19 protein-coding genes and 2 pseudogenes are annotated in these 21,882 nt (G+C 64.2%); 11 read left to right on the forward strand and 10 right to left on the reverse strand.

Annotation, left to right across the window (positions count from 1 at the left end):
- The first annotated feature begins 24 nt into the window (after positions 1-24).
- Positions 25-1,065 (forward strand): patatin-like phospholipase family protein, encoded by a 1,041-nt coding sequence (locus tag ACZ9A3_RS14750; protein WP_045194791.1) that lies wholly within the window; start codon positions 25-27, stop codon positions 1,063-1,065.
- Positions 1,066-1,125: 60 nt separating this feature from the next.
- On the opposite strand, the gene ACZ9A3_RS14755 is transcribed toward ACZ9A3_RS14750, so the two are convergent.
- The 6 genes from ACZ9A3_RS14755 to kdpF are packed head-to-tail and all read right to left on the reverse strand — an operon-like array spanning position 1,126 to position 8,918.
- Entirely contained in the window at positions 1,126-1,818 is a 693-nt protein-coding gene (locus ACZ9A3_RS14755; protein ID WP_213603759.1) for a response regulator, read from the reverse strand.
- Positions 1,815-4,469 (reverse strand): DUF4118 domain-containing protein, encoded by a 2,655-nt coding sequence (locus ACZ9A3_RS14760; protein WP_476252854.1) that lies wholly within the window; start codon positions 4,467-4,469, stop codon positions 1,815-1,817. The genes ACZ9A3_RS14755 and ACZ9A3_RS14760 overlap by 4 nt, the downstream gene beginning before the upstream one ends.
- Before the next feature lie 15 nt (positions 4,470-4,484).
- Entirely contained in the window at positions 4,485-5,045 is a 561-nt protein-coding gene (kdpC, locus tag ACZ9A3_RS14765; RefSeq protein WP_093380956.1) for a potassium-transporting ATPase subunit KdpC, read from the reverse strand.
- 15 nt (positions 5,046-5,060) lie between these two features.
- On the reverse strand, positions 5,061-7,115 hold the full coding sequence (gene kdpB, locus ACZ9A3_RS14770) for a potassium-transporting ATPase subunit KdpB (protein WP_476252855.1): 2,055 nt from the start codon (positions 7,113-7,115) through the stop codon (positions 5,061-5,063).
- A gap of 10 nt (positions 7,116-7,125) precedes the next feature.
- Positions 7,126-8,820, reverse strand: coding sequence for a potassium-transporting ATPase subunit KdpA (kdpA, locus tag ACZ9A3_RS14775; RefSeq protein WP_476252856.1), 1,695 nt, complete (start codon positions 8,818-8,820; stop codon positions 7,126-7,128).
- Between the two features lie 8 nt (positions 8,821-8,828).
- Positions 8,829-8,918, reverse strand: coding sequence for a K(+)-transporting ATPase subunit F (gene kdpF / locus ACZ9A3_RS14780; RefSeq protein WP_036996387.1), 90 nt, complete (start codon positions 8,916-8,918; stop codon positions 8,829-8,831).
- A gap of 285 nt (positions 8,919-9,203) precedes the next feature.
- On the opposite strand from kdpF, the gene ACZ9A3_RS14785 reads away from it, so the two are divergent.
- Both ACZ9A3_RS14785 and ACZ9A3_RS14790 read left to right on the forward strand, forming a co-directional pair.
- Complete coding sequence (locus ACZ9A3_RS14785) at positions 9,204-10,253, forward strand: hypothetical protein (protein ID WP_476252857.1); 1,050 nt, start codon at positions 9,204-9,206, stop codon at positions 10,251-10,253.
- Positions 10,250-10,648 carry a hypothetical protein gene (locus tag ACZ9A3_RS14790; RefSeq protein WP_476252858.1) on the forward strand — a complete coding sequence of 133 codons (399 nt, stop codon included), beginning with the start codon at positions 10,250-10,252 and terminating at the stop codon, positions 10,646-10,648. Before ACZ9A3_RS14785 ends, ACZ9A3_RS14790 begins: the two co-directional genes overlap by 4 nt.
- 78 nt (positions 10,649-10,726) lie before the next feature.
- Here ACZ9A3_RS14790 and ACZ9A3_RS14795 read toward each other — a convergent pair whose 3' ends face one another.
- The 3 genes and pseudogenes from ACZ9A3_RS14795 to ACZ9A3_RS14805 all read right to left on the reverse strand — a co-directional run.
- Entirely contained in the window at positions 10,727-12,415 is a 1,689-nt protein-coding gene (locus ACZ9A3_RS14795; RefSeq protein ID WP_476252859.1) for a putative bifunctional diguanylate cyclase/phosphodiesterase, read from the reverse strand.
- 22 nt (positions 12,416-12,437) lie between these two features.
- Positions 12,438-13,547 (reverse strand): methyl-accepting chemotaxis protein, encoded by a 1,110-nt coding sequence (locus ACZ9A3_RS14800; RefSeq protein ID WP_476253336.1) that lies wholly within the window; start codon positions 13,545-13,547, stop codon positions 12,438-12,440.
- Positions 13,548-13,721: 174 nt separating this feature from the next.
- Positions 13,722-13,991: pseudogene (locus ACZ9A3_RS14805) on the reverse strand (PAS domain-containing protein); the annotation flags it as partial.
- 278 nt (positions 13,992-14,269) lie between these two features.
- On the opposite strand from ACZ9A3_RS14805, the gene ACZ9A3_RS14810 reads away from it, so the two are divergent.
- The 6 genes from ACZ9A3_RS14810 to ACZ9A3_RS14835 all read left to right on the forward strand — a co-directional run bounded on the left by ACZ9A3_RS14810 (position 14,270) and on the right by ACZ9A3_RS14835 (position 19,241).
- A complete protein-coding gene (locus tag ACZ9A3_RS14810) occupies positions 14,270-14,584 on the forward strand; it encodes a helix-turn-helix domain-containing protein (RefSeq protein ID WP_045194806.1) in 315 nt (104 codons plus the stop codon).
- 246 nt (positions 14,585-14,830) lie between these two features.
- The gene (locus ACZ9A3_RS14815; RefSeq protein ID WP_093380948.1) at positions 14,831-16,141 is read left to right on the forward strand and encodes a C4-dicarboxylate transporter DctA; all 1,311 of its coding nucleotides are present in this window, start codon (positions 14,831-14,833) and stop codon (positions 16,139-16,141) included.
- A 69-nt stretch (positions 16,142-16,210) separates the two neighbouring features.
- Positions 16,211-16,915, forward strand: a complete 705-nt coding sequence (locus ACZ9A3_RS14820; RefSeq protein ID WP_045194809.1) for a FadR/GntR family transcriptional regulator — start codon at positions 16,211-16,213, stop codon at positions 16,913-16,915.
- A gap of 16 nt (positions 16,916-16,931) precedes the next feature.
- Positions 16,932-17,618 carry a GntR family transcriptional regulator gene (locus tag ACZ9A3_RS14825; protein WP_045194811.1) on the forward strand — a complete coding sequence of 229 codons (687 nt, stop codon included), beginning with the start codon at positions 16,932-16,934 and terminating at the stop codon, positions 17,616-17,618.
- Positions 17,619-17,710: 92 nt separating this feature from the next.
- The gene (locus ACZ9A3_RS14830) at positions 17,711-18,130 is read left to right on the forward strand and encodes a DUF7079 family protein (RefSeq protein WP_082075396.1); all 420 of its coding nucleotides are present in this window, start codon (positions 17,711-17,713) and stop codon (positions 18,128-18,130) included.
- Positions 18,131-18,194: 64 nt separating this feature from the next.
- Positions 18,195-19,241 (forward strand): hypothetical protein, encoded by a 1,047-nt coding sequence (locus ACZ9A3_RS14835; RefSeq protein WP_476253337.1) that lies wholly within the window; start codon positions 18,195-18,197, stop codon positions 19,239-19,241.
- 9 nt (positions 19,242-19,250) lie between these two features.
- On the opposite strand, the gene ACZ9A3_RS14840 is transcribed toward ACZ9A3_RS14835, so the two are convergent.
- Complete coding sequence (locus ACZ9A3_RS14840; protein WP_476252860.1) at positions 19,251-19,697, reverse strand: PACE efflux transporter; 447 nt, start codon at positions 19,695-19,697, stop codon at positions 19,251-19,253.
- 122 nt (positions 19,698-19,819) lie between these two features.
- Between ACZ9A3_RS14840 and ACZ9A3_RS14845 the strand changes: the two genes are divergently transcribed.
- Positions 19,820-20,704 carry a LysR family transcriptional regulator gene (locus ACZ9A3_RS14845; protein ID WP_476252861.1) on the forward strand — a complete coding sequence of 295 codons (885 nt, stop codon included), beginning with the start codon at positions 19,820-19,822 and terminating at the stop codon, positions 20,702-20,704.
- A 175-nt stretch (positions 20,705-20,879) separates the two neighbouring features.
- Positions 20,880-21,863 (forward strand): annotated as a pseudogene (locus ACZ9A3_RS14850) (cache domain-containing protein); the annotation flags it as partial.
- Between the last annotated feature and the right edge of the window lie 19 nt (positions 21,864-21,882).

The following is a 21,882-nucleotide window of genomic DNA, read 5'->3' on the forward strand; positions in this document are numbered from 1 at the left end:
GAAGCAGAACACCGGGGAAGCATCATGAAAAAACGCGTCGCACTGGTTCTGGGTTCGGGCGGGGCCCGGGGCTATGCACACATCGGCGTGATCGAGGAAATCGAACGCCGTGGCTATGACATCGCCTGTATCGCCGGCTGCTCCATGGGCGCGGTGATTGGCGGAATTTATGCCGCCGGCAAGCTCGATGAATACCGCAACTGGATTGAAAGCCTGGACTACCTCGACGTCCTGCGCCTGGTGGACGTGAGCTTTCGCCTGGGGGCGATCCGTGGTGAGAAAGTCTTCGGCCAGATCCGCAAGATCGTCGGCGAGATCAACATCGAAGACCTGCGCATCCCCTACACGGCGGTGGCCACCGACCTTACCAACCAGCAGGAAATCTGGTTTCAGGAAGGCTGCCTGCACCAGGCCATGCGTGCCTCGGCGGCGATCCCCAGCCTGTTCACGCCCGTGGTGCAAGGCAACCGCATGCTGGTCGACGGCGGCATCCTCAACCCCTTGCCGATCATCCCGGTGGTGTCCAGCCACTGCGACCTGATCATCGCCGTGAACCTCAACTCGACCAACCAGAAGCAGTACCAGTTGCCAGTGATCGAACGCCCGGCGGCGTTCAAGCTGCGCTTTGACAACCTGATCAACTCGCTGGGTTCGCACTTGCCGTTCCGGCGCAAACCGGCCGAACAACTGATGCGTATCGAGCAGGGCCTGCAACCGGAGGCGGCGCAAATCCCCAACCCCTGGCTCAGCGATGCTGCCGACCCCGAAGCCCAGCAACCGGCGGCAGCGCCAGAAATTGAAGGCGCGCCGAAATCGGCGACCGGTTCGTTCATCATCGACAACGTCGGGCCGGCGTCATTGCTGGACTTGATCAACCAGAGTTTCGAGGTGATGCAAACGTCGCTTGCGCAGTACAAGATTGCCGGCTACCCGCCGGATGTACTGATCAACGTGCCCAAGCGGGTGTGCCGGTTTTTCGAGTTCTACAAGGCGCCGGAACTGATCGCCCTGGGGCGGGAGATTGCCCGGGACACGCTGGATAACTATGAAGCGGAGCGGCGTTGATGACTAACAGCATCGCGGGGCAAGCCCGCTCCTACACTTGCTGTGGGAGCGGGCTTGGCCCTACTCCGGTCCGATCAGCCTGTACCCCACCCCGGGCTCAGTCACGATGAACCGCGGCGCCGTCGGGTCATCGCCAAGCTTCTGGCGCACATGGGCGACGACGATGCGCAGGTAATGGCTGTCGTCGACATGAGTCGGCCCCCAGATGTCCTTGAGCAGTTGCTGCTGGGTAATCACCCGCCCGGGATGGCTGGCGAGCTGCGCCAGCAGTGCATATTCCTTGCGCGTCAGCGCCACCTCGACGCCGTCCAGGGTCACCTTGCGAAACGCCAGGTCGACGGTCAACGGCCCGAAGCTCAGCGCCGAGGCGCTGGCTGATGCCTGCGGCGCCTGGCGCAGCAAGGCGCGTACGCGAGCGAGGAATTCCTGAATGCCAAAGGGCTTGGTGACGTAGTCGTTGGCGCCGTTGTCCAGGGCTTCGACCTTCTGGACTTCACTGGCACGCACCGACAGCACCAGCACCGGCACCGCGCTCCACTCGCGCAATTCACGCAGCACCTGCTGGCCGTCCATGTCCGGCAGGCCCAGGTCAAGCACCACCAGGTCCGGGCGCGCCAGTGCCGCCTGGGTCAGGCCCTCGGCGCCGCTGCCGGCTTCCACTACCTTGTAGCCCTGGGAGCTCAGGCTGATACGCAGGAATTTACGGATTTGCGGTTCGTCATCGATGACCAGCAGGGTCGCGCTCTGGCTCATGGGGCTTCGCTTTCAGGCTCGGGTTGGGTCGGCAGCGGCAAGCATAGAGTGATGCAGGTGCCCTTGCCATCGATACCGTCAGCGACGCGGATGTGCCCACCGTGGGCGCCGATCATGCCCTGGCAGATAGCCAGGCCCAGCCCCGTGCCCTGCCCGCCTCGATCACCACGCGCGGCGGTATAGAACATGTCGAAAATCCGCTCGCGGTCGGCTTCGGGAATGCCCGGGCCTTCATCACTGACGGCACAGCACAGCAACTCGCCGTCGACGCTGACCTGCAGGTCCAGGCGGCCAGCCGCCGGCGAAAAGCGCGCGGCATTCTCCAGCACATTGATCAGCGCCTGCTCGATCAACGCCGCGTGCACGAACAACAGCGGCAGGTCGGCCGGCACTTCGGTGCGCAGCTGCAACGGCGCCAGCACCACCCGCAGGCGGTTCAGGGCGCTGCCGACGATGTCGCTGGGCGCCACCCAGTCGCGCGCAAGCTTGAGGCCGCCATGGCCCAGGCGGGTCATGTCGAGCAAGTTCTGGATATAGCGATCCAGGCGCTCGGCTTCATTGCGGGTGCCTTCAAGCAGTTCCTGGCGGTCGGCCTTGGGGATCGCCTCGCCGAGGGCCAGCAGGCTGTCGATGCTGCCGCGCATGGCGGTCAGCGGCGTGCGCAGGTCGTGGGACACCGAGGCCAGCAAGGCGCTGCGCAGTTGCTCGGTTTCGCCGTGCAAACGCGCCGATTCCAGCTGCTCGGCCAAGCGCGCCCGCGCCAGGGCCTGGGCCAGCGGCTGGCTCAGGGCCTTGAGCAGGCGCCGATGCTGAGCGGTGAGTTGCTCGCCCTTGTGCGGGCGCACGCCGAGCAGCGCCAGACGCGCATCGTCCACCGACAGCGGCCACCACCACCAACGACCGTTAGGCAGGGTATCGCTGCCCAGACCCGCGGCCTGGTCGTGCTGCCAGGCCCAGTCGGCGGCGGCACGCTCGTTGTCGCTGAACTGCAGGTTGCCGCCGCTGGCCACCTGCAGACGGCCTTCGGCGTCGCGCTCGAGCAGGCACACCTGCAGGTCCTGCCAGCCATCGAGGTGCTGGCCGGCGGCGGTGAATACCGCCTGGCGATCGGTGGCAGCGGTGAGCTTGCGCGACAGGTCGAGCAACTGGCTGGTCTGCTCCTGGGTTTCGCGCAAAGCCTGCAATTGCCGGCGCTGGCGCGCCGCCAGGTTGCCGGTAAGCGCCGCCATCAACAGGAAGAACAGCGAGGTCAGTACGTCTTCTTCACGCTGGATGCTGAAGGAGAAATTCGGCGGGATGAACAAAAAATCGTAGGCCAGGAACGACATCACTGCACAGGCCAATGCCGGGCCCAGGCTGCTGCGCACCGCCACCAGCAACACCGCCGCGAGGAACACCAGCGAAATGTTCGGCAGCGCCAGCACGCTGGCCACCGCCCAGGCCAGGCCGGTGGCCAGGACCGTGGCGGCGAAGGCCAACAGGTAATGACGCCAGACCCAGACCTTTTTCGCCGCTGCACTGGGCGGCTCGGGCTGAGTGTCGCGGTCGAGCACGTTGATTTCCAGGCCGTGGGCATCGCGCAGCAAGCGCGTCGCCACGCCAGCGCCGAACAACCGCCGGCGCAGGCGATCGCGCGACTGGCCGACCAGCACCAGGCTGGCGCGGCGTTCCAGGGCATGCTGGATCAGGGTCTTGGCCACCTCGCCGGCGCGCAGCAGCACCACTTCGCCGCCCAGCCGTTCGGCCAGTTGCTGGGCCGCCTGCAAGCGCTGGCGCGCGGTTTCGTCACGTAGCCGGCCGTTGTCGACGTGCACCAGGGTCCACGGCAGATGACGCCGCTGCGCCACCCGGCTGGCGTGACGCACCAGGCGTTCGGCCTGGGCATCGCCATCGACGCCAACCAGCAAACGCCCGCGCAAGGCCGGCGCATCCTGGCCAAGCTGGCGGTAATCGTGGGCCAGGTCGGCATCGACCTGGGCCGCAGCGGTTTGCATGGCCAGCTCGCGCAAGGCGGTAAGGTTGGTCTGGGTGAAGAATGCATCGATCGCCGCCCGTGCCTGCTCCGGCACGTAGACCTTGCCCTCGCGCAGGCGCTCGAGCAGTTCGCGCGGCGGCAGGTCGATCAGCACCAGCTCGAAGGCTTCCTGCAGCACCCAGTCGGGCAGGGTTTCGCGCACCTGCACACCGGTAATGCCACGCACCTGGTCGTTGAGGCTTTCCAGGTGCTGGACGTTGACCGTGGTGTAGACGTCGATGCCGGCGGCCAGCAGTTCCTGGACATCCTGCCAGCGCTTGGCATGGCGGCTGCCGGGGGCGTTGCTGTGGGCCAGCTCGTCGACCAGCACCAGTTGCGGACGGGCCTTGAGCAGGCCGTCGAGGTCCATTTCTTCCAGCAGCATGCCGCGGTATTCGCTGCGTAGCAGCGGCTGCTGGGGCAAGCCGCCGAGCAGCGCCTCGGTCTCGGCGCGGCCATGGGTTTCGACCACCGCCGCCAGCAGCGCCACGCCCTGGCGCAGCTGGGCATGGGCGGCCTGGAGCATGGCGTAGGTCTTGCCTACCCCCGGTGCCGCACCCAGAAATACCTTGAGCCGGCCGCGCCCTTCGCGCGGCAGCCCGGCCAACAACGCATCAGCGCGTTCGGAATTGCTCATGCTCACTGCCTGTCCTTATTTCGACGCCGGCGACAGCTGCTCAAGGGCGCTGTTCAGGGCCAGTACATTGACCACCGGCGGGCCGATCAAGGGGTGCAGGGTGGACTGCTCGACCAGTACTTGCAAGGCCTCGGGGGCAACCTTGCGCGCCGCCGCCACCCGCGGCAGCTGGTAAGCCACCGCCGCCGGCGACAGGTGCGGGTCCAGGCCGCTGCCGGAGGTGGTCAGCAAGGCCAGCGGCACCGGCCCCTGCGCTTCGATATACAACTGCGCGGCGCTGCTCTTGACCCGCTCGGCCAGCGCCGGGTTGCTCGGCGCCAGGTTGCTGGCGCTGCTCGATACCGTGGCGTAGTCACCGGCCGACGGCCGCGACTGGAACCAGGCGTCACCCTCGAAGCGTTGCGCGATCAACTGCGAGCCACGCACCTGGCCCTGGCCGTCGCGCAGCAGGCTGCCATTGGCCTGCTCGGGAAAGGCCAGCTGCGCCACCCCGGTGACCACCAGCGGGTACACCGCGCCGGTAATCAGGGTCATCAACAGGATCAGGCTCAGGGCCGGACGAATAGGGTTAGTCATGGTCATCTCCTTGGTTCAGACCAGCTTCAGGGCGGTGAGCAACAGGTCGATCAGCTTGATCCCGGCGAACGGCACGATCAGCCCGCCCAGGCCATAGATCAGCAGGTTGCGGCGCAGCAGGTGGGCGGCGCTGGCCGCCTGTACCCGCACCCCGCGCAGGGCCAGGGGGATCAGCACGACGATGATCAGGGCGTTGAAGACGATCGCCGAGAGGATCGCGCTTTGCGGGCTGCTCAGGTGCATCAGGTTGAGCACGCCCAGTTGCGGGTAGATCGCCGCGAACAGCGCCGGGAGGATGGCGAAGTACTTGGCCACATCGTTGGCAATCGAGAAGGTGGTCAGCGCGCCGCGGGTCACCAGCAGCTCCTTGCCGACCTGGACCACATCCAGCAGCTTGGTCGGGTCGCTGTCGAGGTCGACCATGTTGGCCGCCTCGCGCGCGGCCTGGGTGCCGTCGTTCATGGCCATGCCGACATCGGCCTGGGCCAGCGCCGGGGCGTCGTTGGCGCCGTCGCCGCACATCGCCACCAGGCGGCCGTCGTTTTGCTCCTGGCGAATGCGCGCCAGTTTCTTCTCCGGGGTGGCTTCGGCGAGCACGTCATCGACCCCGGCTTCGGCGGCAATCGCGGCGGCGGTCAGCGGGTTGTCACCGGTGACCATCACCGTGCGAATACCCAGCTTGCGCAGTTCGGCAAAGCGCTCGCGGATGCCCGGCTTGACCACGTCCTTGAGGTGAATCACCCCTAGCAGGCGCTTGTCGGCGCAGACCAGCAAGGGCGTGCCGCCGCTCTGGGCGATCTTGTCCACTTCGCGGGCCAAGGGCGCGGGCATTTCCAGGCGTTGCATGGCGACGAAGGCCAGCACCGAGTCCACCGCGCCCTTGCGGTAGCGACGCTGCTGGTAGTCGATGCCGGACAGCCGGGTTTCGGCGCTGAAGGCTACAGGCGTGAACTGCTCGGTGTTGGGTTCGTTGAAGTCGTGCAACTGGCGCAGGTATTCGACAATCGATTTACCTTCGGCGGTGTCGTCGGCCAGCGACGCCAGCAAGGCGCCCTCGCCAAGCTCGCGGGCGGTGACGCCGGGCGCAGCATGCAGGGCGCTGCAGCGGCGGTTGCCGAAGGTGATGGTGCCGGTCTTGTCGAGCATCAGCACATGCACGTCGCCTGCCGCTTCTACCGCACGGCCGGAACGGGCGATGACGTTCAGGCGCACAAGGCGGTCCATGCCGGCGATGCCGATGGCCGACAGCAGGCCGCCGATGGTGGTCGGGATCAGCGTGACCAGCAGCGCCACGAGGAACACCAGAGGGATGCTGCCCCCGGCGAAATGGGCAAACGGTTGCAGGGTCACTACCACCACCAGGAAGATCAGGGTCAGGCCGATCAGCAGAATATCCAGGGCGATTTCGTTGGGGGTCTTCTGCCGCTTGGCGCCTTCGACCAGGGCGATCATGCGGTCCAGGGTCGACTCGCCGGGGTTGCTGGTGATGCTGATCAGCAGCCAGTCGGAGACCAACCGGGTGTTGCCGGTCACCGCCGAACGATCACCGCCGGACTCGCGGATCACCGGCGCAGACTCACCGGTAATCGCCGCCTCGTTGACTGCGGCGATACCTTCGAGCACCTCGCCGTCGCCAGGGATCATCTCCCCGGCCGAGACCTTGACCACATCGCCCTTGCGCAGGCTGGTAGCCGGGACAATCTCGAAGCTGCCCGAAGCCGTCCGGCGGCGGGCACTGAGCCCTTGGCTGCCGGCCTTGAGACTATCGGCGCGGGCCTTGCCGCGGCCCTCGGCGAGGGCTTCGGCGAAGTTGGCAAACAGCACCGTGAACCACAGCCACAGGGCGATCTGCACCGCCACGGCGGTCGGCACGCGGCTGTCGGGCACGAAGCACAGCAAGGTGGTGAAGATCGCGGTCAGTTCCACCACCAGCATCACCGGCGAGCGCTTGAGCTGGCGCGGGTCGAGCTTGACGAAGGCCTGCACCAGCGCCGGGCGCCACAGGGCGGCAAAGGTAGTGCGCGCAGCCTCGGGGGCCTGCGCCTTTACTTCAGGAATCGGCATGTTCATCAGTTGTTCCTCACAAGCCCAGGCTCAGGTATTCGGTCACCGGCCCCAGGGCCAGGGCCGGCAGGAAGGTCAGGCCACCGACCAACAGGATGGTCACCACCAGCAAGGTGACGAACAGCGGGCCGTGGGTCGGGAAGCTGTTCTGCCCCACCGGTGCGGATTTTTTCAGTGCCAGGCTGCCAGCCAGGGCCAGCACCGGCAGGATGTAGCCGAAGCGGCCAATCAGCATGCCCAGGCCGATCATCAGGTTGTGGAAGGTGGTGTTGGCACCCAGGCCGGCAAAGGCCGAACCGTTGTTGGCGCTGGCCGAGGTGTAGGCGTACAGCAACTGGCTGAAGCCGTGGGCACCGGGGTTGCTGATCGCCGCCGCAGGGCCGGGCAAACTGGCCGCCAGGGCGCCGAGCACCAGCACGCCGACCGGCATTACCAGCAGGGTCGCCACCAGCAACTGCACTTCCCGCGCCTGCAGTTTCTTGCCCAGGTATTCCGGGGTGCGGCCGATCATCAGGCCGGCGAGGAACACCGCGATCAGCACGTTGAGCAGCATGCCGTAGAGCCCGGCGCCGACGCCGCCGAAGATCACCTCGCCGACCATCATGTTGACCAGCGCGACCATGCCGCTGAGCGGGTTGAGGCTGTCGTGCATGTTGTTCACCGAGCCGTTGGAAGCGGCGGTGGTGGTCACCGTCCAGAGCACGCTGGCGGTGGTGCCGAAACGGCTTTCCTTGCCTTCGAGCGGCGCGGTCTGTTCAACCAGCGGGCTGCTCAGGTTCGGGTTGGCCTGGTACTCGCTCCACAGCGCGGTGCCGCCGCCGATCAGGAACAGCGCGAGCATGCCGGCGATGATCGCCCGGCTCTGGCGCATGTCCTTGACGTAATGGCCGAAGGTGAACACCAGGGCCACCGGAATGAGAATGATCGAGGCCACCTCGAACAGGTTGCTCCAGGCCGTCGGGTTCTCGAACGGGTGCGCCGAGTTGACGCCGAAAAAGCCACCGCCGTTGGTGCCCAGTTGCTTGATCGCGATCTGGCTGGCAGCCGGGCCCAGCGGGATGGTCTGGTCGGCGCCTTGCAGGGTCAGGGCATGAACATAATCGGCGAAGGTCTGCGGCACGCCCTGCCACACCAGCAGCAAGGCCAGCACCAGGCACAGCGGCAGCAGGCCGTAGAGCGTGGCGCGGGTCATGTCGATCCAGAAGTTGCCCAGGGTCTGTGCCGAACGGCGGGCGATACCACGGCACAAGGCAACCAGCACGGCGAGGCCGGTGGCGGCGCTGACGAAGTTCTGCACGGTCAGGCCGAGCATCTGGCTCAGGTAACTGACCGAGGCTTCGCCGCTATAGGACTGCCAGTTGGTGTTGGTGACGAAGCTCACGGCGGTATTGAACGCCAGCGACCACTCCTGCCCCGCCAGGTGCTGCGGGTTGAGCGGCAGGTAGCCCTGCAACAGCAGTACGGCGAACACCAGCAAAAAGCCTGCGAGGTTGAAGGCCAGCAAGGCCAGGGTGTACTGCTGCCAGCTCTGCTCCTTGCTGGCATCGACCCCGGCGAGCCGGTAGCAGCCACGCTCGACCGGCCCCAGCAGCGGCGACAGCCAGGTGCGCTGCCCCTCCATCACCTTGAAATAGAAACGCCCGAGCAAGGGTGCCGGGAGCAGTACCAGCGCAAAGAACGCCAGCAGCAACGCGTAATCGTAACTGTGCATGGTCGCTCCTAACCCCGATCGGCGCGCAGCAGCGCGACCAGCAGGTAGATCATCAAGGCCACTGCCAGCAGCAGTGACACCCCGTCCAGAATGCTCATGAAAACTCTCCGTCCTTACGGCACGTGCCGCTGACGATCATTGTCGGTAGAGAGGCTGTAAAGGGGCGAGATCGAGAGCCAGGGGCGGGCATAAAGAATGCGTAAATAACGCGATGCGGCGGGGCCTGGATAGCGAGCGCCACGCGCTCGATCGCGGGGCAAGGCCCGCTCCCACCGGGGCAGTGCATAGAAATTTGTGGGAAGTTTCCTATTCCGCCCAGCGGGGCGCCAGGCTTGGATTGCCGGTGCTAGGTTCCGGGTCTCAATTGCCCAAGGAGCCCGCGCATGACAAGGATGGCACCCTCGCTTTTCACCCCTGTTCCTGTAATGACCGCCACAAGCGGTACGTTGCAGCCGGGCTTCTACATCGTGCCGCGCAGCATGTCCGGTGCACAGGTGCTGGCTCAACTTTCCAGTGAGCATGAACCGCACTTGACTGCCCGGTTGCAGCGACTCAACCCAACCTTTGCCAGCGGCTTCAAGGCGGGCGAAATCTTCATTATTGGCGATCCGGACATCGACAATGCCTGTACTCGCGAAGAGGCCGAACTGATGAATGCCGCAACCCAGGTACGCACAAGCCTGGCCACGCTCACTGCGCAAGAAGCTGATTTCATGATGCGCAACCTACCGGAAATCGCCAGCATGCTGGGCACAGCAAGCCTGTCGATGGGGATTGGCAAAGATATGCTGGACAAGGGTTTGAGGCAGATCGAAAGCACATTGCGCAGTATCGAACAACTGCACCAGCATGAGTTCAATCGCAGTGGCAGGTTGAACAGTCCTGCGTTCTTCAATGCCCGACGCGCACTCTTCCAACAGCTTGATGCACAACTGACGAGTATCTTCCTTAAGAAACATCTCAGCCTTGGCAACCACGAGACCTTACGTAAGAGCCTGGGAATTTCCACCCGCAGTCTGGTCCACCACTGGAACCGCGCGGGTGGGGCTGGACAGATTCCTGGCTATGCAACTCATTTGGAACAGGTGGCAAGGACGGCCAAGTATCTCAAGTATGGTGGGTACGTTGGAGTTGGACTGGGTGGAACTGCTTCTTGGTTAAAGGTCCGGACAGCGTGCCGGGCTGGCGAAAATGAGGAATGCAGAAAAATCCGGTTTACAGAAACCGGTAGCTTCTCGGGTGGGCTCGCAGGAGGAGCCGTAGGAGCGCTCCTCGGAAACAGAGCGGCCATCGTGGTATGCCGCAGCTTTGGACCCGTTGGCGCAGCTGTTTGTGCTGTTGTGATGGTCGGATCTGGCTCGCTTGCTGGGGGTGGCGGAGTTGCAGGTTTTGGAGAGCGGGTCGGGGAAAGCATTTACGAGGCACAGCGATGATAGATATCAACACCTGGCCCCTTCACGCCCAGATCGGATTCGGCCTGGCGCCTTTCGTTATCGCGTTATCCGGCGTTGCCATCGACGTGCATATCGCCTGCTCACGACATTTTGAGGTGATGTGTGCAGCGCTACAGAACAATCGCGGGCTGGAGCAACAAATTCAGCTATGGGGACGCAGGGGCATTATGCCACGCACCCTGGTAGTTGCATCTATCAGTGGCGCGCTAGCTTGGTCGAGCATCGGTATTGGCAGGAGGGTGCTTGAAGCGCAAGAAACTCTCGAGCTTCCAGCCTACCTGCAACGCCGAATGAAGGTGTCTTGCTGGCTGACGGTAGTAGGGGGCATCTGGTTGATGCTGGGTGCCGGCTTGGTACAGTTGGGGAAGTACTAGAGAGCCCAGCGTCGCCTGGATTGCGAGCGCTGCGCGCTCGATCGCGGGGCAAGGCCCGCTCCCACAGAAGGCCCGCCCCTACAGGACTTTCCACTGCGCTGGCTGCTGGTAACCGGCAACCCAGCCGATCACCTGCTCGGCCGGCATCGGCCTTGCGATGCAGTAGCCCTGGGCGATGTCGCAACCCAGGCCCATCAGCAGTTGGCCATGCTCTACCGTCTCCAGGCCTTCGGCGATTACCTGGCGGCCAAAGGCCCGGGCCAGGCCGATGACGGCGCGGGTCAGGGCCAGGTCGTCGTGGTCGTGGAGGATGTCGCGCACGAACGATTTGTCGATCTTGATGGTCCGCGTCGGCAGGCGCTTGAGGTAGCTGAGCGACGAATAGCCGGTGCCGAAATCATCCAGGGAGAACTGCACGCCCAAACGCTGGCAGGCCTCCAGGCACTGGCTGACGCGCTGGATGTTTTCGATCGCCACCGACTCGACGATCTCCAGGTCGAGCATCGCCGGCGCCACGTCCGGATGACGCCCGAGCAGCAACTGCAGGCGCTCGACAAAGTCGTCACGCTGCACATGGCGGGCAGCGATGTTGACGCTGACCGGCCACTGATGGTCCAGCGCCTGCCAGCTTTGCATCTGGCTCATGGCCTGGTCGATCACCCACTCGCCAATCTCGACGATCAAGTCGGTCTGTTCGACTTGCGGCAGAAAATCGGCGGGCAGTACCAGGCCCTTGCCCGGGTGCTGCCAGCGCAGCAGCGCCTCGAAGCCGATCACCACGCCGCTGTGCATGTTGACCTTGGGTTGGTAATGCAGGCACAGCTCACCCTGGTGCAAGGCCTGGCGCAGGCGCGCCACGGTCTGGTGGGTGGCCTTGACCTCCTGGTCCAGCGACACGTCGAACAGGTGAAAGCGGTTGCGCCCGCTCTGCTTGGCCACGTACAGGGCCTGGTCGGCGTGGCGCACCAGGGTGTCGGTGTCTTCGTTGTCCTGGGGGAACAGGGTCACGCCGATGCTGGCGCTGACGCGAATCTCCTGCTCGCGAATCCGGTATGGCGCGGCGATCGCGGTCAGCACCCGGTCGAGCGCCGCCTGCAAGTGGGTGGGGTCTTGCACGTGGCGCAGAATCAGCACGAACTCGTCGCCCGACAAGCGCGCCACGGCATCGCCGCCACGCAGGATGCCCTTGAGCCGGGTGGCCACTTCGACCAGCAGCAGATCGCCGCTGGCATGCCCGTAGCCATCGTTGACCGCCTTGAAGCCGTCCAGGTCGAGCATGCACACCGCCAGCGGAATGTCCTCGTTGCGCGAGAACTCCAGGGCCTGGTTAAGCAGGTCGGACAGGTAGGCCCGATTGGGCAGGCCGGTGAGCACGTCGTGGCCGACCCGCCATTGCAGGGTATGCAGCAGCTGGCGTTTTTCGGTGACGTCAAAGCGGATCGAAACGTACTTGCGCACCTTGCCCGTGGCCGGGTCGATCAACGGCACCATGGTGCTGTCGACCCAGTACAGCGAACCGTCCTTGGCGCGGTTGCAGATCTCGCCCTTCCACACCCGCCCGGCAACCAGTGCGCGCCACATGCCGATGAAGAACTCCGGCCCGTGCAGGCCGGAGTTGAGGATCCGGTGGTTGGCGCCCAGCAGTTCCTCGCGGCTGTAGCCGGAGATGCTGCAGAACTGCTCGTTGACGTAGGTGATCCGGCCGCTCAGGTCGGTTTCGGAAAAGATCGCAGCGGCATCGACTGCCGCGCGGTAGTTATCGTCCATGAATTCCTCTGCACCCTGGTGGCTAGCGATTGAAACGCTCGACCAGGGCCCGCAGGCCCGAAGAAATGCTTTCCAGTTCGGCGCCGCGGCTGGCTGCAGCATTGGCGTTGAGCGCGGTGGCCTGCACGGTGCTGGCAACCTTGTTGATCTGCTCGGACACGTCTTCGGCCACCGAGGATTGCTCTTGCGAGGCGGCGGCCATCTGCTGGCTCATGTCGCTGATGCGTTCGACCGCGGCGCGAATACCCTGCAAGGCACGCTGCGCCTCCAGCACCTGGGCCACGCCCTGCTCGGCCTCGTTGATACCGAGGCTGGCGATGCTCACCGCCTCGTCGGCGCCGCTGCGCAGGTTCTCGATGATGCCCTGGATCTGCACGGTCGAGTGCCGGGTCTTGGCCGCCAAGGCGCGAACCTCATCGGCGACCACGGCAAAGCCACGGCCCTGCTCGCCGGCGCGGGCCGCTTCGATGGCGGCGTTGAGCGCCAGCAGGTTGGTCTGTTCGGCAATCGCGCGAATCACTTCAGCGGCGAGCATGATGTCCTGGGTCTGCCCGGCCAGGTGGGTGACCGCCTGGTTGATCTGGCTGACGGTAGTGGCCAGCAACTGGATGGCCTCGCGACTGGTGCCGGCGACCTGGCTGCCCTGCTCGGCCAACTGGTTGGCGGTCTGCGCCTGCACGGCGGTCTGCTGCACATGCTCGGCCACCTCGCCGATGGAGGCGGCCATTTCAGTCATGGCGGTGGCGGTCATGTCGGTTTCGCCGCGCTGCTCCAGCAGTGCCGTTTCAGTGTTGCGCGACAAACGGCTGGAGTCGCTGGCGGCTTCGGCCATTTGTGTGGCCAGGTCGCTCAGGCGGGTGAGCGCGGTTTTCAGCCGCGCTTCTTCGCTGATCAAAATCATCTGCAACTGCGCCGCCGGGCCCAGTAGGTCGCTGTAGGTCAGGGCGCTGATCTGGTCGGCAAAGGTGTGCGTCGAACACCCGACGATCTGCCCCAACTGACGACCCAGACGGCCATGCGCCCACAGGCCGAGCAGCGCGAACAGGCCCAGGGTGATCCCCTGGCCCGGCCAGCCCGGCAGCACCTGGTTGGCCGCCACCGCCAGCGCGCCTGCAGCCAGGGGCAGGCCCATCACCTGGCCGAGCTGAGCCAGCCGGCGCCCGCTCGCCACTGCCGGCTTGCCCTCGCGCAAGCGTGCATACAGTGCTTCGGCACGGCGCACCTGCTCGCGAGTGGGCTTGACCCGCACCGACTCATAGCCGACCAGGCGGCCGTCCTCGAGAATCGGCGTGACATAGGCGCTGACCCAATAGAAGTTGCCGTTCTTGCAGCGGTTCTTGACGATGCCCATCCAGCTCTGGCCGGCCTTGAGGTACTGCCACATCAGGGCAAACACCGCTGGCGGCATGTCCGGATGGCGCACCAGGTTGTGCGGGCTACCGATCAGCTCGGCCTGGCTGAACCCGCTCATGGCGGCGAATTCGGCGTTGCAGTAGGTAATATTGCTGGCAGTGTCGGTGGCGGAAATAAGCCGTTGATCCTCGCCGAAAGTCTGTTCGACCGAGGTAACCGGCATGTTGAGACGCACGATAAAACTCCATTTGCAGGGGTCTGCCAGGTTGTCCTGCGCAGCGCCCAAACCATTCGTCCGACACCGAGATCAGCCTTCTACCGGGGTGCTTTGCTGAATAGTCTCAGCTGGGTCAGCGCGGTTGAAACTCGATGGCTTTTGACCTGTCCAAACGATCAATTCTACGAATTACATCACATTATGCAAACAAAGGTGATGAATTGTGGCGTTGCCTCTTGCCGATAGATATCGTTAAGTTCTTGATTCTAAATGGGAATTAAGCGATGACAATTTCAAGTTTGGGTTCGGCCATCAGACGTTACCGCAAGGTAGCCGGGCTCACTCAGGCTGAACTTGGCGAGAAAACCGGTTTTGACCCCAAGACCATCAGTCGCTTCGAAACCGGCACCTACACTCCCAGCGTGGAAGCCCTGTCGAGCTTTTCCGAAGTGCTGGGGATCAAACTCAAAGCCTTCTTCGCCGAAGAGAACGACGAAGACGAGCAGCGTGCCTACCTCTTCGGCGTCATTCACAAAACGCCCTCCCAAGACCTGGGAAAGCTGATCGCAGCGGTAGACCTGGCCTTGTCCAAGCCTTAGTGGCGGCAACCCCGAAAAGCGGCAGGTCGACCCTGCCGCTTTTTTTTGCCTGGCTATTGCACCGCAACTGGTCAGACCGGTAAAGCCAATTCTTGCCCGCTCAGCCGAAAACCCCTTGCAAACCCAAAAAAATCGCGCCTACACTGCCCACGCACTGGACATACCGGTAAGACCACAATAATTAAGTCCTCCGCTCTTTCGCCCGCCGTGGCATCGAAGCAGGGACACCGACCAGAGATCCCTCCCATGCTCAAATGGTGCTCGCGTTCGATCTTCCTCCAAGTGGTGTTGGGCCTTGTGCTAGGCATAGCCTGCGGCCTGAGCTTTCCTGAAGTTTCCCTGCAACTCAAACCCCTCGGTGACGGCTTCATCAAGCTGATCAAGATGTTGATCGGGCTGATCGTGTTCTGCGTGGTGGTCAGCGGCATCTCCGGTGCTGGCGACCTGAAGAAGGTCGGGCGCATCGGCCTGAAATCGGTGATCTACTTCGAAATCCTGACCACCATCGCCCTGGTGATCGGCCTGGTGTTCGCCTTTACCTCGGGCATTGGCAGCGGCGCCAACATTCATCTGGACCAACTGGCCAGCAGCGAAGCCAGCAACCTGGCCGAACGCGGCCAGCACATCCATGGCACTGCAGCGTTCCTCATGGACCTGATCCCGACCTCGGTGGTCGGCGCCTTTGCCGACAACAACATCCTCCAGGTCCTGCTGTTTTCAGTGCTGTTCGGCAGCGCCCTGAACCTGGTCGGTGAAGCGGCCTCGGGTATTTCGCGGCTGATCAACGAACTGAGCCACATCATCTTCCGCATCATGGGCATGATCGTGCGCCTGGCGCCGATCGGCGTGTTCGGTGCCATCGCCTTCACCACCAGCAAATATGGCCTGGAATCGCTGCAGCACCTGGGCGGCCTGGTGGCCTTGTTCTACCTGACCTGCGCCGGTTTCGTGCTGTTGATCCTGGGCACCGTGATGCGCCTGTCGGGGCTGAAGATCCTGCCGTTCATCAAGTACCTGCGCGAAGAGCTGACCATCGTCCTCGGCACCGCTTCTTCCGACGCCGTGCTGCCACAGATCATGCGTAAGCTCGAGCACCTGGGCATCGGCAGCTCGACGGTGGGCCTGGTGATTCCTACCGGTTACTCGTTCAACCTCGACGGCTTCTCGATCTACCTGACCCTGGCCATCGTCTTCATTGCCAACGCCACCGGCACGCCGCTGGCGATGACCGACCTGCTGACCATCCTGCTGGTGTCGCTGATTACCTCCAAGGGCGCCCACGGCATTCCGGGTTCGGCGCTGGTGATCCTTGCCGCGACCCTCACCGCGATTCCGGCGATCCCGGTGGTCGGCCTGGTGCTGGTGCTGGCGGTGGACTGGTTCATGGGCATCGGCCGGGCGCTGACCAACCTGATCGGCAACTGCGTGGCCACCGTGGCCATCGGTCGCTGGGAAGGCGATATCGACATGGAACGGGCCAACAATGTGCTGTCGGGCAAACAGGGCTTCGGCTTTGCCCAGCGCAAAACCCCCAACGCCCATCAACAAGAGTTCTGAGCAACAGGGCCGGCAGCAAAACTGCCGGCCACAGGAGCAAACCATGCAAGTGTTCTCATGGAGTGACCAATGATTACTTCATCAACCGTCGTCAACTCAGTGGTGGAAAAACTCCGCCAGGCCCTGGCCCGCGGCCAGTGGCGCTCCGGCGACATGCTGCCGGGCCAGCGCGAACTGGCCGAGCAACTGGGCATCAGCCGGCCAAGCCTGCGCGAAGCGGTGACCGTGCTGGAAACCCTCGGCCTGGTGCGCTCGATGCCGGGCAAGGGCGTGCTGGTACTGGACGCCGATGCGGCGCAAAGCACCTCGCCCCAGAGCGGTGTCGCCGAGGCCAGCCTCGAGGATGTGCTGCAACTGCGCTACACCCTCGAGCCGTTTATCGTCGGCCTGGTGGCGCAGTCGATCAGCAGCAAGGAAATCGGTCAGTTGCGCCTGACCCTGATGGACATGCGCGAAGCCCTCGAGGCCGAAGACAGCGAAGCCGGGGTCAACGCCTACATCGCCTTTCACGAAGAGCTGTTCACCCTGACCGCCAACCCGATCTTCCAGAGCGTGGTGCAGCAGACCAGCAACGCCCTCAAGCAAAGCGCCGCAGTGCTGCGCAACTCGCCCGAGCACCTGGCGGCGCGGCTTGAGGAAAACGAAGCGGTGGTGCGCGCCATCCGCAACAAGAACAGCGCCCAGGCCAGCGCGCAGATGCGCCACCATATCCTTCAGGAAGGCCGGCGCATGGGCATCGAACTGAACATCCCGGACGATCATCCGGGCAACTGACCCCAGGAGTGCGACCATGAACGCCAGCGCCCACGCCCATGACACCGCCCTGCCCTCGTTGCTTGCCCAGGGTGAGCGCAGGTTGTCGGCCGAGCAGATCTACCCACGGCTGTTCGATGCCATCCTCGAGCAGCGCCTGGCTCCTGGCAGCGCCCTGACCGAGCAAGCCCTGGGCGATGCTTTCGGGGTTAGCCGCACGGTGATCCGGCGGGTGCTCGGGCGTTTGTCGGACCAACAGGTGATCGTCCAGCGCCCGAGCCACACCGCACGCCTGGCTGCGCCTGACCCGCAGCATGCACGGCAGATCCTCAGCGCCCGGCGCCTGGCCGAAACCACCCTGATCAGCCTCGCGGCCAAACGCGCACGGCCGGCCAAGATCCGCCAGTTGCGCGAACTGGTGGCCCGCGAGCGCCAGCACCATGAACAGGGCCAGCGCTGCACGGCGATCCGCCTGGGCGGCGAGTTTCACCTCAAACTTGCGGACATGGCCGACAACCTGCCGCTGGCGCGTTTTCTCAACGGCCTGGTACCGCAGACTTCGCTGATCATTGCCCAGTACGAAGCACGACCATGCAGCCATTGCGCCTGGCAGGAGCATGCGGCGATCATCGATGCGCTGGAGAACGGCGATGGCGAGGCGGCGCTGGCGTTGATGCATGAGCATCTGGATCATATCGAGGCCAAGCTCGACCTGGAGGGTTGAGCATTTTCGCCTGGGAGCGGGACTTGCCCCGCGATACGATGTGGCCGACAGGACGCTATCGCGGGTCAAGCCCGCTCCTAACAGATGGACCGATGACCGCCTTGGAGGGCACCCTGATGACACCTGCGCCGCACATGACACCGCAGCAGCGCCAGCAAGTGCGCGCAGCAATGTCCGATGCCTTCGTCGACACCCACGTCGAATACCTGTGGATCGCCCGCCACCTGGTGGGTTTTGACCGCGAGCTGCTCAAGGAAATCTTCTACAGCGAAGTCGCCCCCGCCTGCTACGGCAACATCATGACGCCGGTACCGCCGGTCTGGACCGGTTTCGACGAGACCTGGCTGCAGGAGGAGATCGAAGAAACCCTCCAGGCACGCCGCGACAGCTGGTGGCGGCGCCATATCGACCGCCTGTTGAACGCCACCTGGGTGTGGTTTTTCTGCAAGGAGATCTGGGCCGATATCCTCCTGGCCCTGGACGAGGCCGAGGCCGAACAGCAGCGCGAGTGACGGCACCTATACTCAGGTAACCACACCATTCGAGCTTGCCTGACCACAGGGGGGCTGCGCTTTGATTCCGCGTTCCCCGCTCATCGCCCTGCTGCTCGCCGTGCTCCTGGCGCTGGGCGGCTGCGGCTCACGGCAAAAGGTCAGCGAGCCGCCGCCCATCCCGGTCAATGCGGCGACCTGGCAACAGATCGACCGCGACATCATCGACGCTTCGCTGGCGGCCACCAGTTCGGTCAACGACTATGCCCGGCGCTCCATGCGGGTCTGGAAAGACCGCGTGCAGCAGTACACCGAAAGCGAGTTCATCCCCTGGTTCACCGGCTACTGGACCCAGCAATGGCTGACCATGAAAGTGGCCTGGTACAAAATGAACAGTGGCGACGGCAGCGAAACCCCGGAAAAGCGCCTGGCCCAGTACCTGCAGGAGCAGTACCACGAACGGGTGCTGGACCCGGTGGCCAAGGAGATCGACCCCGAGGCCATTCGCGACCGGGCCATGGAGCTGTATATCCAGCTGCTTGGCCAGCAACTGCAGCAGATTGCCCAGCGCTACCGGGCGCCGCCGGAGCAGTTCAACCTGCACCTGACGCGAATCCAGGCCATCGGCCTCGGCCCCCCGGCCAACAACAATGCCTCGCTCCATCAATTGCTGTTCAGCAAGCCGCTGGAACAGCAACCCGCCTACGCCGCACTGGTCAAACGCCTGCACAGCGCCGTGCGCGCCGGCACCCAGCGCGCCGACATCGGCCTGTCATCGGTCGCCCAGCAAGCCAGTGAAAAGCTCGGCGCCACCCTGGCGCCACGGGGCATCGCCAGCGCCGTGGCGGCAGCCGTCGGGCGTGCGGCGGGCACGGTGATTTCCCTGGCGGCCACCGGCATCGGGGTGATGACCCACAACCGCGAACAACCGGCGATGATCGAGCAACTGCGGGTGATCCTCAACGTCGCGCTGAACGAGGAATGGCGGGAATTGATGGAGAACCGCAAGACCGGCGCCATGGCCGGGGTCTACTACCTGTCGGGTGAGATAGAAGACAGCCTGCTGGCCGCCGAAGACCCCGAGCGCGAGCCGCAACCCGCAGCCCAGGTGATCACCCTGCCGGCCCAATAAACGCGCGGCTTATGCGGCGACGCGGTTGTCGGGCTGAGCCTGGGCCGAGGTCGGCAGGCCGAAGATGCGGTCAAACAGCCAGTTGTAGATGAAGGTGTAGCACGGGATCAGGATGATGAACGCCAGGTCGACGACAAAGGCCTCCAGCAGGCTCATGTCCAGCCACCAGGCAATCAGCGGGATCAAGTACACCACCAGGGTCAGCTGAAAACCGATGGCATGCACCAGCCGCCGGCCAACACTGCGCCCACGCTTGGCCTGGCGGCTTTCCCAGTACTCGAACAGGGTGTTGTAGATGAAGTTCCAGGCCATGGCGATGGTGGTGATCATCACCGCCAGCGGCCCGGTATTGCTCGGCGCGCTGTCGGCCAGGTAGGCCAGGCCCAGGGTCGACATGCACAGTCCGATCAGTTCATAGGCGGTCACGTAGACCAGTTTGCGTTTGACACCTTGCACGTTGCTAACCTCGGTTTTGCCGTAAAACGTCGCCCTCTTGGGCAACTGAGGCGGGCAAGCATGCGTCAATATTCTTGACAGCCAAAGTCAGCAGCTATCAGATTATCTGACAGGAGATTGCCATGAACTTTTCCAGCGACAACATCGAACTGTTTCTCGCCGTACTCGACCGCGGCTCGTTTTCCGCTGCCGCCCGGGCTCTAGGACGGGTGCCGTCGGCGGTGAGCATGGCCATCGGCAACCTGGAAGCGGAACTGGGCTTCAGCCTGTTCGAACGCACCCACCGGGAAACCCGCCCCACCGCCATGGCCCAGGCCCTGGAGCCGCATGCACGGATGATCGCCAACCAACTGGGGCAATTGCAGGTGCATGCCCTGGAGCTGTCCCAGGGGCTGGAAAGCACCTTGAGCATCAGCGTGGTGCCGGACATCGACCACACCCGCCTGCTGGCGGCGATCAGAACCCTCAGCGAGCGCCACCCGTTGCTGAATGTCGAGGTGCTGAGCGCACCGCAGGAAGATGCCCTGCAACTGCTGCACGACGGCCGCGTCAGCCTGTGCCTGGCCTTCGCCGGGCTGTCGGTGGACGCCCGCCAGCGCTTTCAGAACATCGGCATGGAGTCGCTGGTGGCCTGTATCGGCCCGCAGCACCCGGCCCTGCAACAGCGCCCCCGGCAAATCGTTTACCTCGAAGACCTGGCCAACGTCCGGCAGATCCTGGTGGCCAGCCGCGACCTGCCCCTGAGCGACACCCGCGCGCTGATCGGCAAGGCGTACTGGCGCACCGACAGCCTGGCCATGGCCATCGAAATGGTCGAAGCCGGCCTTGGCTGGGGCGACTTTCCGTTGTCGCGGGTAGCACCATTGCTCGGCGCCGGGCGCCTGGTGCGCCTGGACTTCAGCAACACCCGCAACGAGTTGCAGTTGCCGGTACATGCCTTCTGGCGCCAGCACCAGCCACTGCAAAAAGCCGCACAGGCGCTGGTGCGTTTATTGGCCGTACAATAAAGCGCCCGGCTGAAACACGCACGCCAGAGCAGGCTGTAGGAAAATCCTGTCAGCCCCTGCGGCAAAAACTCCTATCAATTTTTCAGTTTTGCGGCCGATACCCGTCTGGATAGGTACGAGCACACGCCAAAAGCGCCGCTCGGCACTCCTCTTTACTGGCACAAGGTCTCGGAACATGAACCTGAAATTTCGCCACAAGATCCTGCTGTGCGCCTGCGGCGTCGTGGTTCTGGCATTTGCACTGTTCACCCTTTACAACGATTACCTGCAACGCAACACCATCAAACAGAACATCGACTCGTCGGTCAAACAGGCCGGTGCACTAGCTGCCAGTAGTGTGCAGAACTGGATGAGCGGGCGCATTCTGGTCCTGGAAAACCTCGCCCAGGACGTCGCCCAGCAAGGCGCCAACGCCGACCTGCCGGGCCTGGTCGACCAGCCTTCGTACACCAACAACTTCCAGTTCACCTACGTTGGCCAGGCCAACGGCGTGTTCACCCAGCGCCCGGACGCGAAGATGCCTGACGGCTACGACCCGCGCCAGCGCCCGTGGTACACCGCGGCCGTCGCTGCCAACCAGACCATGCTGACCCCGCCATACATGGCTGCGGTCGGCGGCCTGGTGGTCACCATCGGCATGCCGGTGAAAAGCAAAACCAGCGGCGAGCTGCTCGGCGTGGTCGGTGGCGACCTGAGCCTGGCGACCCTGGTGGACATCATCAACGCCGTGGACTTCGGCGGTATCGGCCATGCATTTCTGGTCGACCGTAACGGCCAGGTGATCGTCAGCCCGGACAAAGACCAGGTGATGAAGAACCTCAAGGACATTTACCCGGGCAGCAACCTGCACATCGCCCCGGGCACCCACGAGGTCACCCTGAACAAACAGGAGCGGATCATCTCCTTCGCCCCGATCAGCGGCCTGCCGACGGCTGACTGGTACATCGGCCTGTCGATCGATCGCGACAAAGCCTACGCCGGCCTGAGCCAGTTCCGTACCTCGGCCATTATCGCCATGCTCATTGCCGTGGCCACCATCGCCGGCCTGCTGAGCCTGCTGATCCCGGTGCTGATGCGTCCGCTGACCACCATGGGCCGCGCCATGCAGGACATCGCCCAGGGTGAAGGCGACCTGACCCGCCGCCTGGTGGTAGAGAACAAGGACGAGTTCGGTGAAC

It is taken from the genome of Pseudomonas sp. TE4620 (genome assembly GCF_056279045.1).

Excerpts from the sequence above, each read along its gene's own strand:
- ACZ9A3_RS14810 (WP_045194806.1), top strand. The coding sequence starts at position 14,270 with ATGACAATTTCAAGTTTGGGTTCGGCCATCAGACGTTACCGCAAGGTA.
- ACZ9A3_RS14760 (WP_476252854.1), bottom strand. The coding sequence starts at position 4,469 with ATGAGCAATTCCGAACGCGCTGATGCGTTGTTGGCCGGGCTGCCGCGC.
- ACZ9A3_RS14815 (WP_093380948.1), top strand. The coding sequence starts at position 14,831 with ATGCTCAAATGGTGCTCGCGTTCGATCTTCCTCCAAGTGGTGTTGGGC.
- kdpB (WP_476252855.1), bottom strand. The coding sequence starts at position 7,115 with ATGAACATGCCGATTCCTGAAGTAAAGGCGCAGGCCCCCGAGGCTGCG.
- ACZ9A3_RS14790 (WP_476252858.1), top strand. The coding sequence starts at position 10,250 with ATGATAGATATCAACACCTGGCCCCTTCACGCCCAGATCGGATTCGGC.
- ACZ9A3_RS14800 (WP_476253336.1), bottom strand. The coding sequence starts at position 13,547 with ATGGGCCTGCCCCTGGCTGCAGGCGCGCTGGCGGTGGCGGCCAACCAG.
- ACZ9A3_RS14825 (WP_045194811.1), top strand. The coding sequence starts at position 16,932 with ATGAACGCCAGCGCCCACGCCCATGACACCGCCCTGCCCTCGTTGCTT.
- kdpF (WP_036996387.1), bottom strand. The coding sequence starts at position 8,918 with ATGAGCATTCTGGACGGGGTGTCACTGCTGCTGGCAGTGGCCTTGATG.
- kdpA (WP_476252856.1), bottom strand. The coding sequence starts at position 8,820 with ATGCACAGTTACGATTACGCGTTGCTGCTGGCGTTCTTTGCGCTGGTA.
- ACZ9A3_RS14795 (WP_476252859.1), bottom strand. The coding sequence starts at position 12,415 with ATGGACGATAACTACCGCGCGGCAGTCGATGCCGCTGCGATCTTTTCC.
- ACZ9A3_RS14845 (WP_476252861.1), top strand. The coding sequence starts at position 19,820 with ATGAACTTTTCCAGCGACAACATCGAACTGTTTCTCGCCGTACTCGAC.
- ACZ9A3_RS14755 (WP_213603759.1), bottom strand. The coding sequence starts at position 1,818 with ATGAGCCAGAGCGCGACCCTGCTGGTCATCGATGACGAACCGCAAATC.
- kdpC (WP_093380956.1), bottom strand. The coding sequence starts at position 5,045 with ATGACTAACCCTATTCGTCCGGCCCTGAGCCTGATCCTGTTGATGACC.
- ACZ9A3_RS14785 (WP_476252857.1), top strand. The coding sequence starts at position 9,204 with ATGACAAGGATGGCACCCTCGCTTTTCACCCCTGTTCCTGTAATGACC.
- ACZ9A3_RS14750 (WP_045194791.1), top strand. The coding sequence starts at position 25 with ATGAAAAAACGCGTCGCACTGGTTCTGGGTTCGGGCGGGGCCCGGGGC.
- ACZ9A3_RS14830 (WP_082075396.1), top strand. The coding sequence starts at position 17,711 with ATGACCGCCTTGGAGGGCACCCTGATGACACCTGCGCCGCACATGACA.
- ACZ9A3_RS14820 (WP_045194809.1), top strand. The coding sequence starts at position 16,211 with ATGATTACTTCATCAACCGTCGTCAACTCAGTGGTGGAAAAACTCCGC.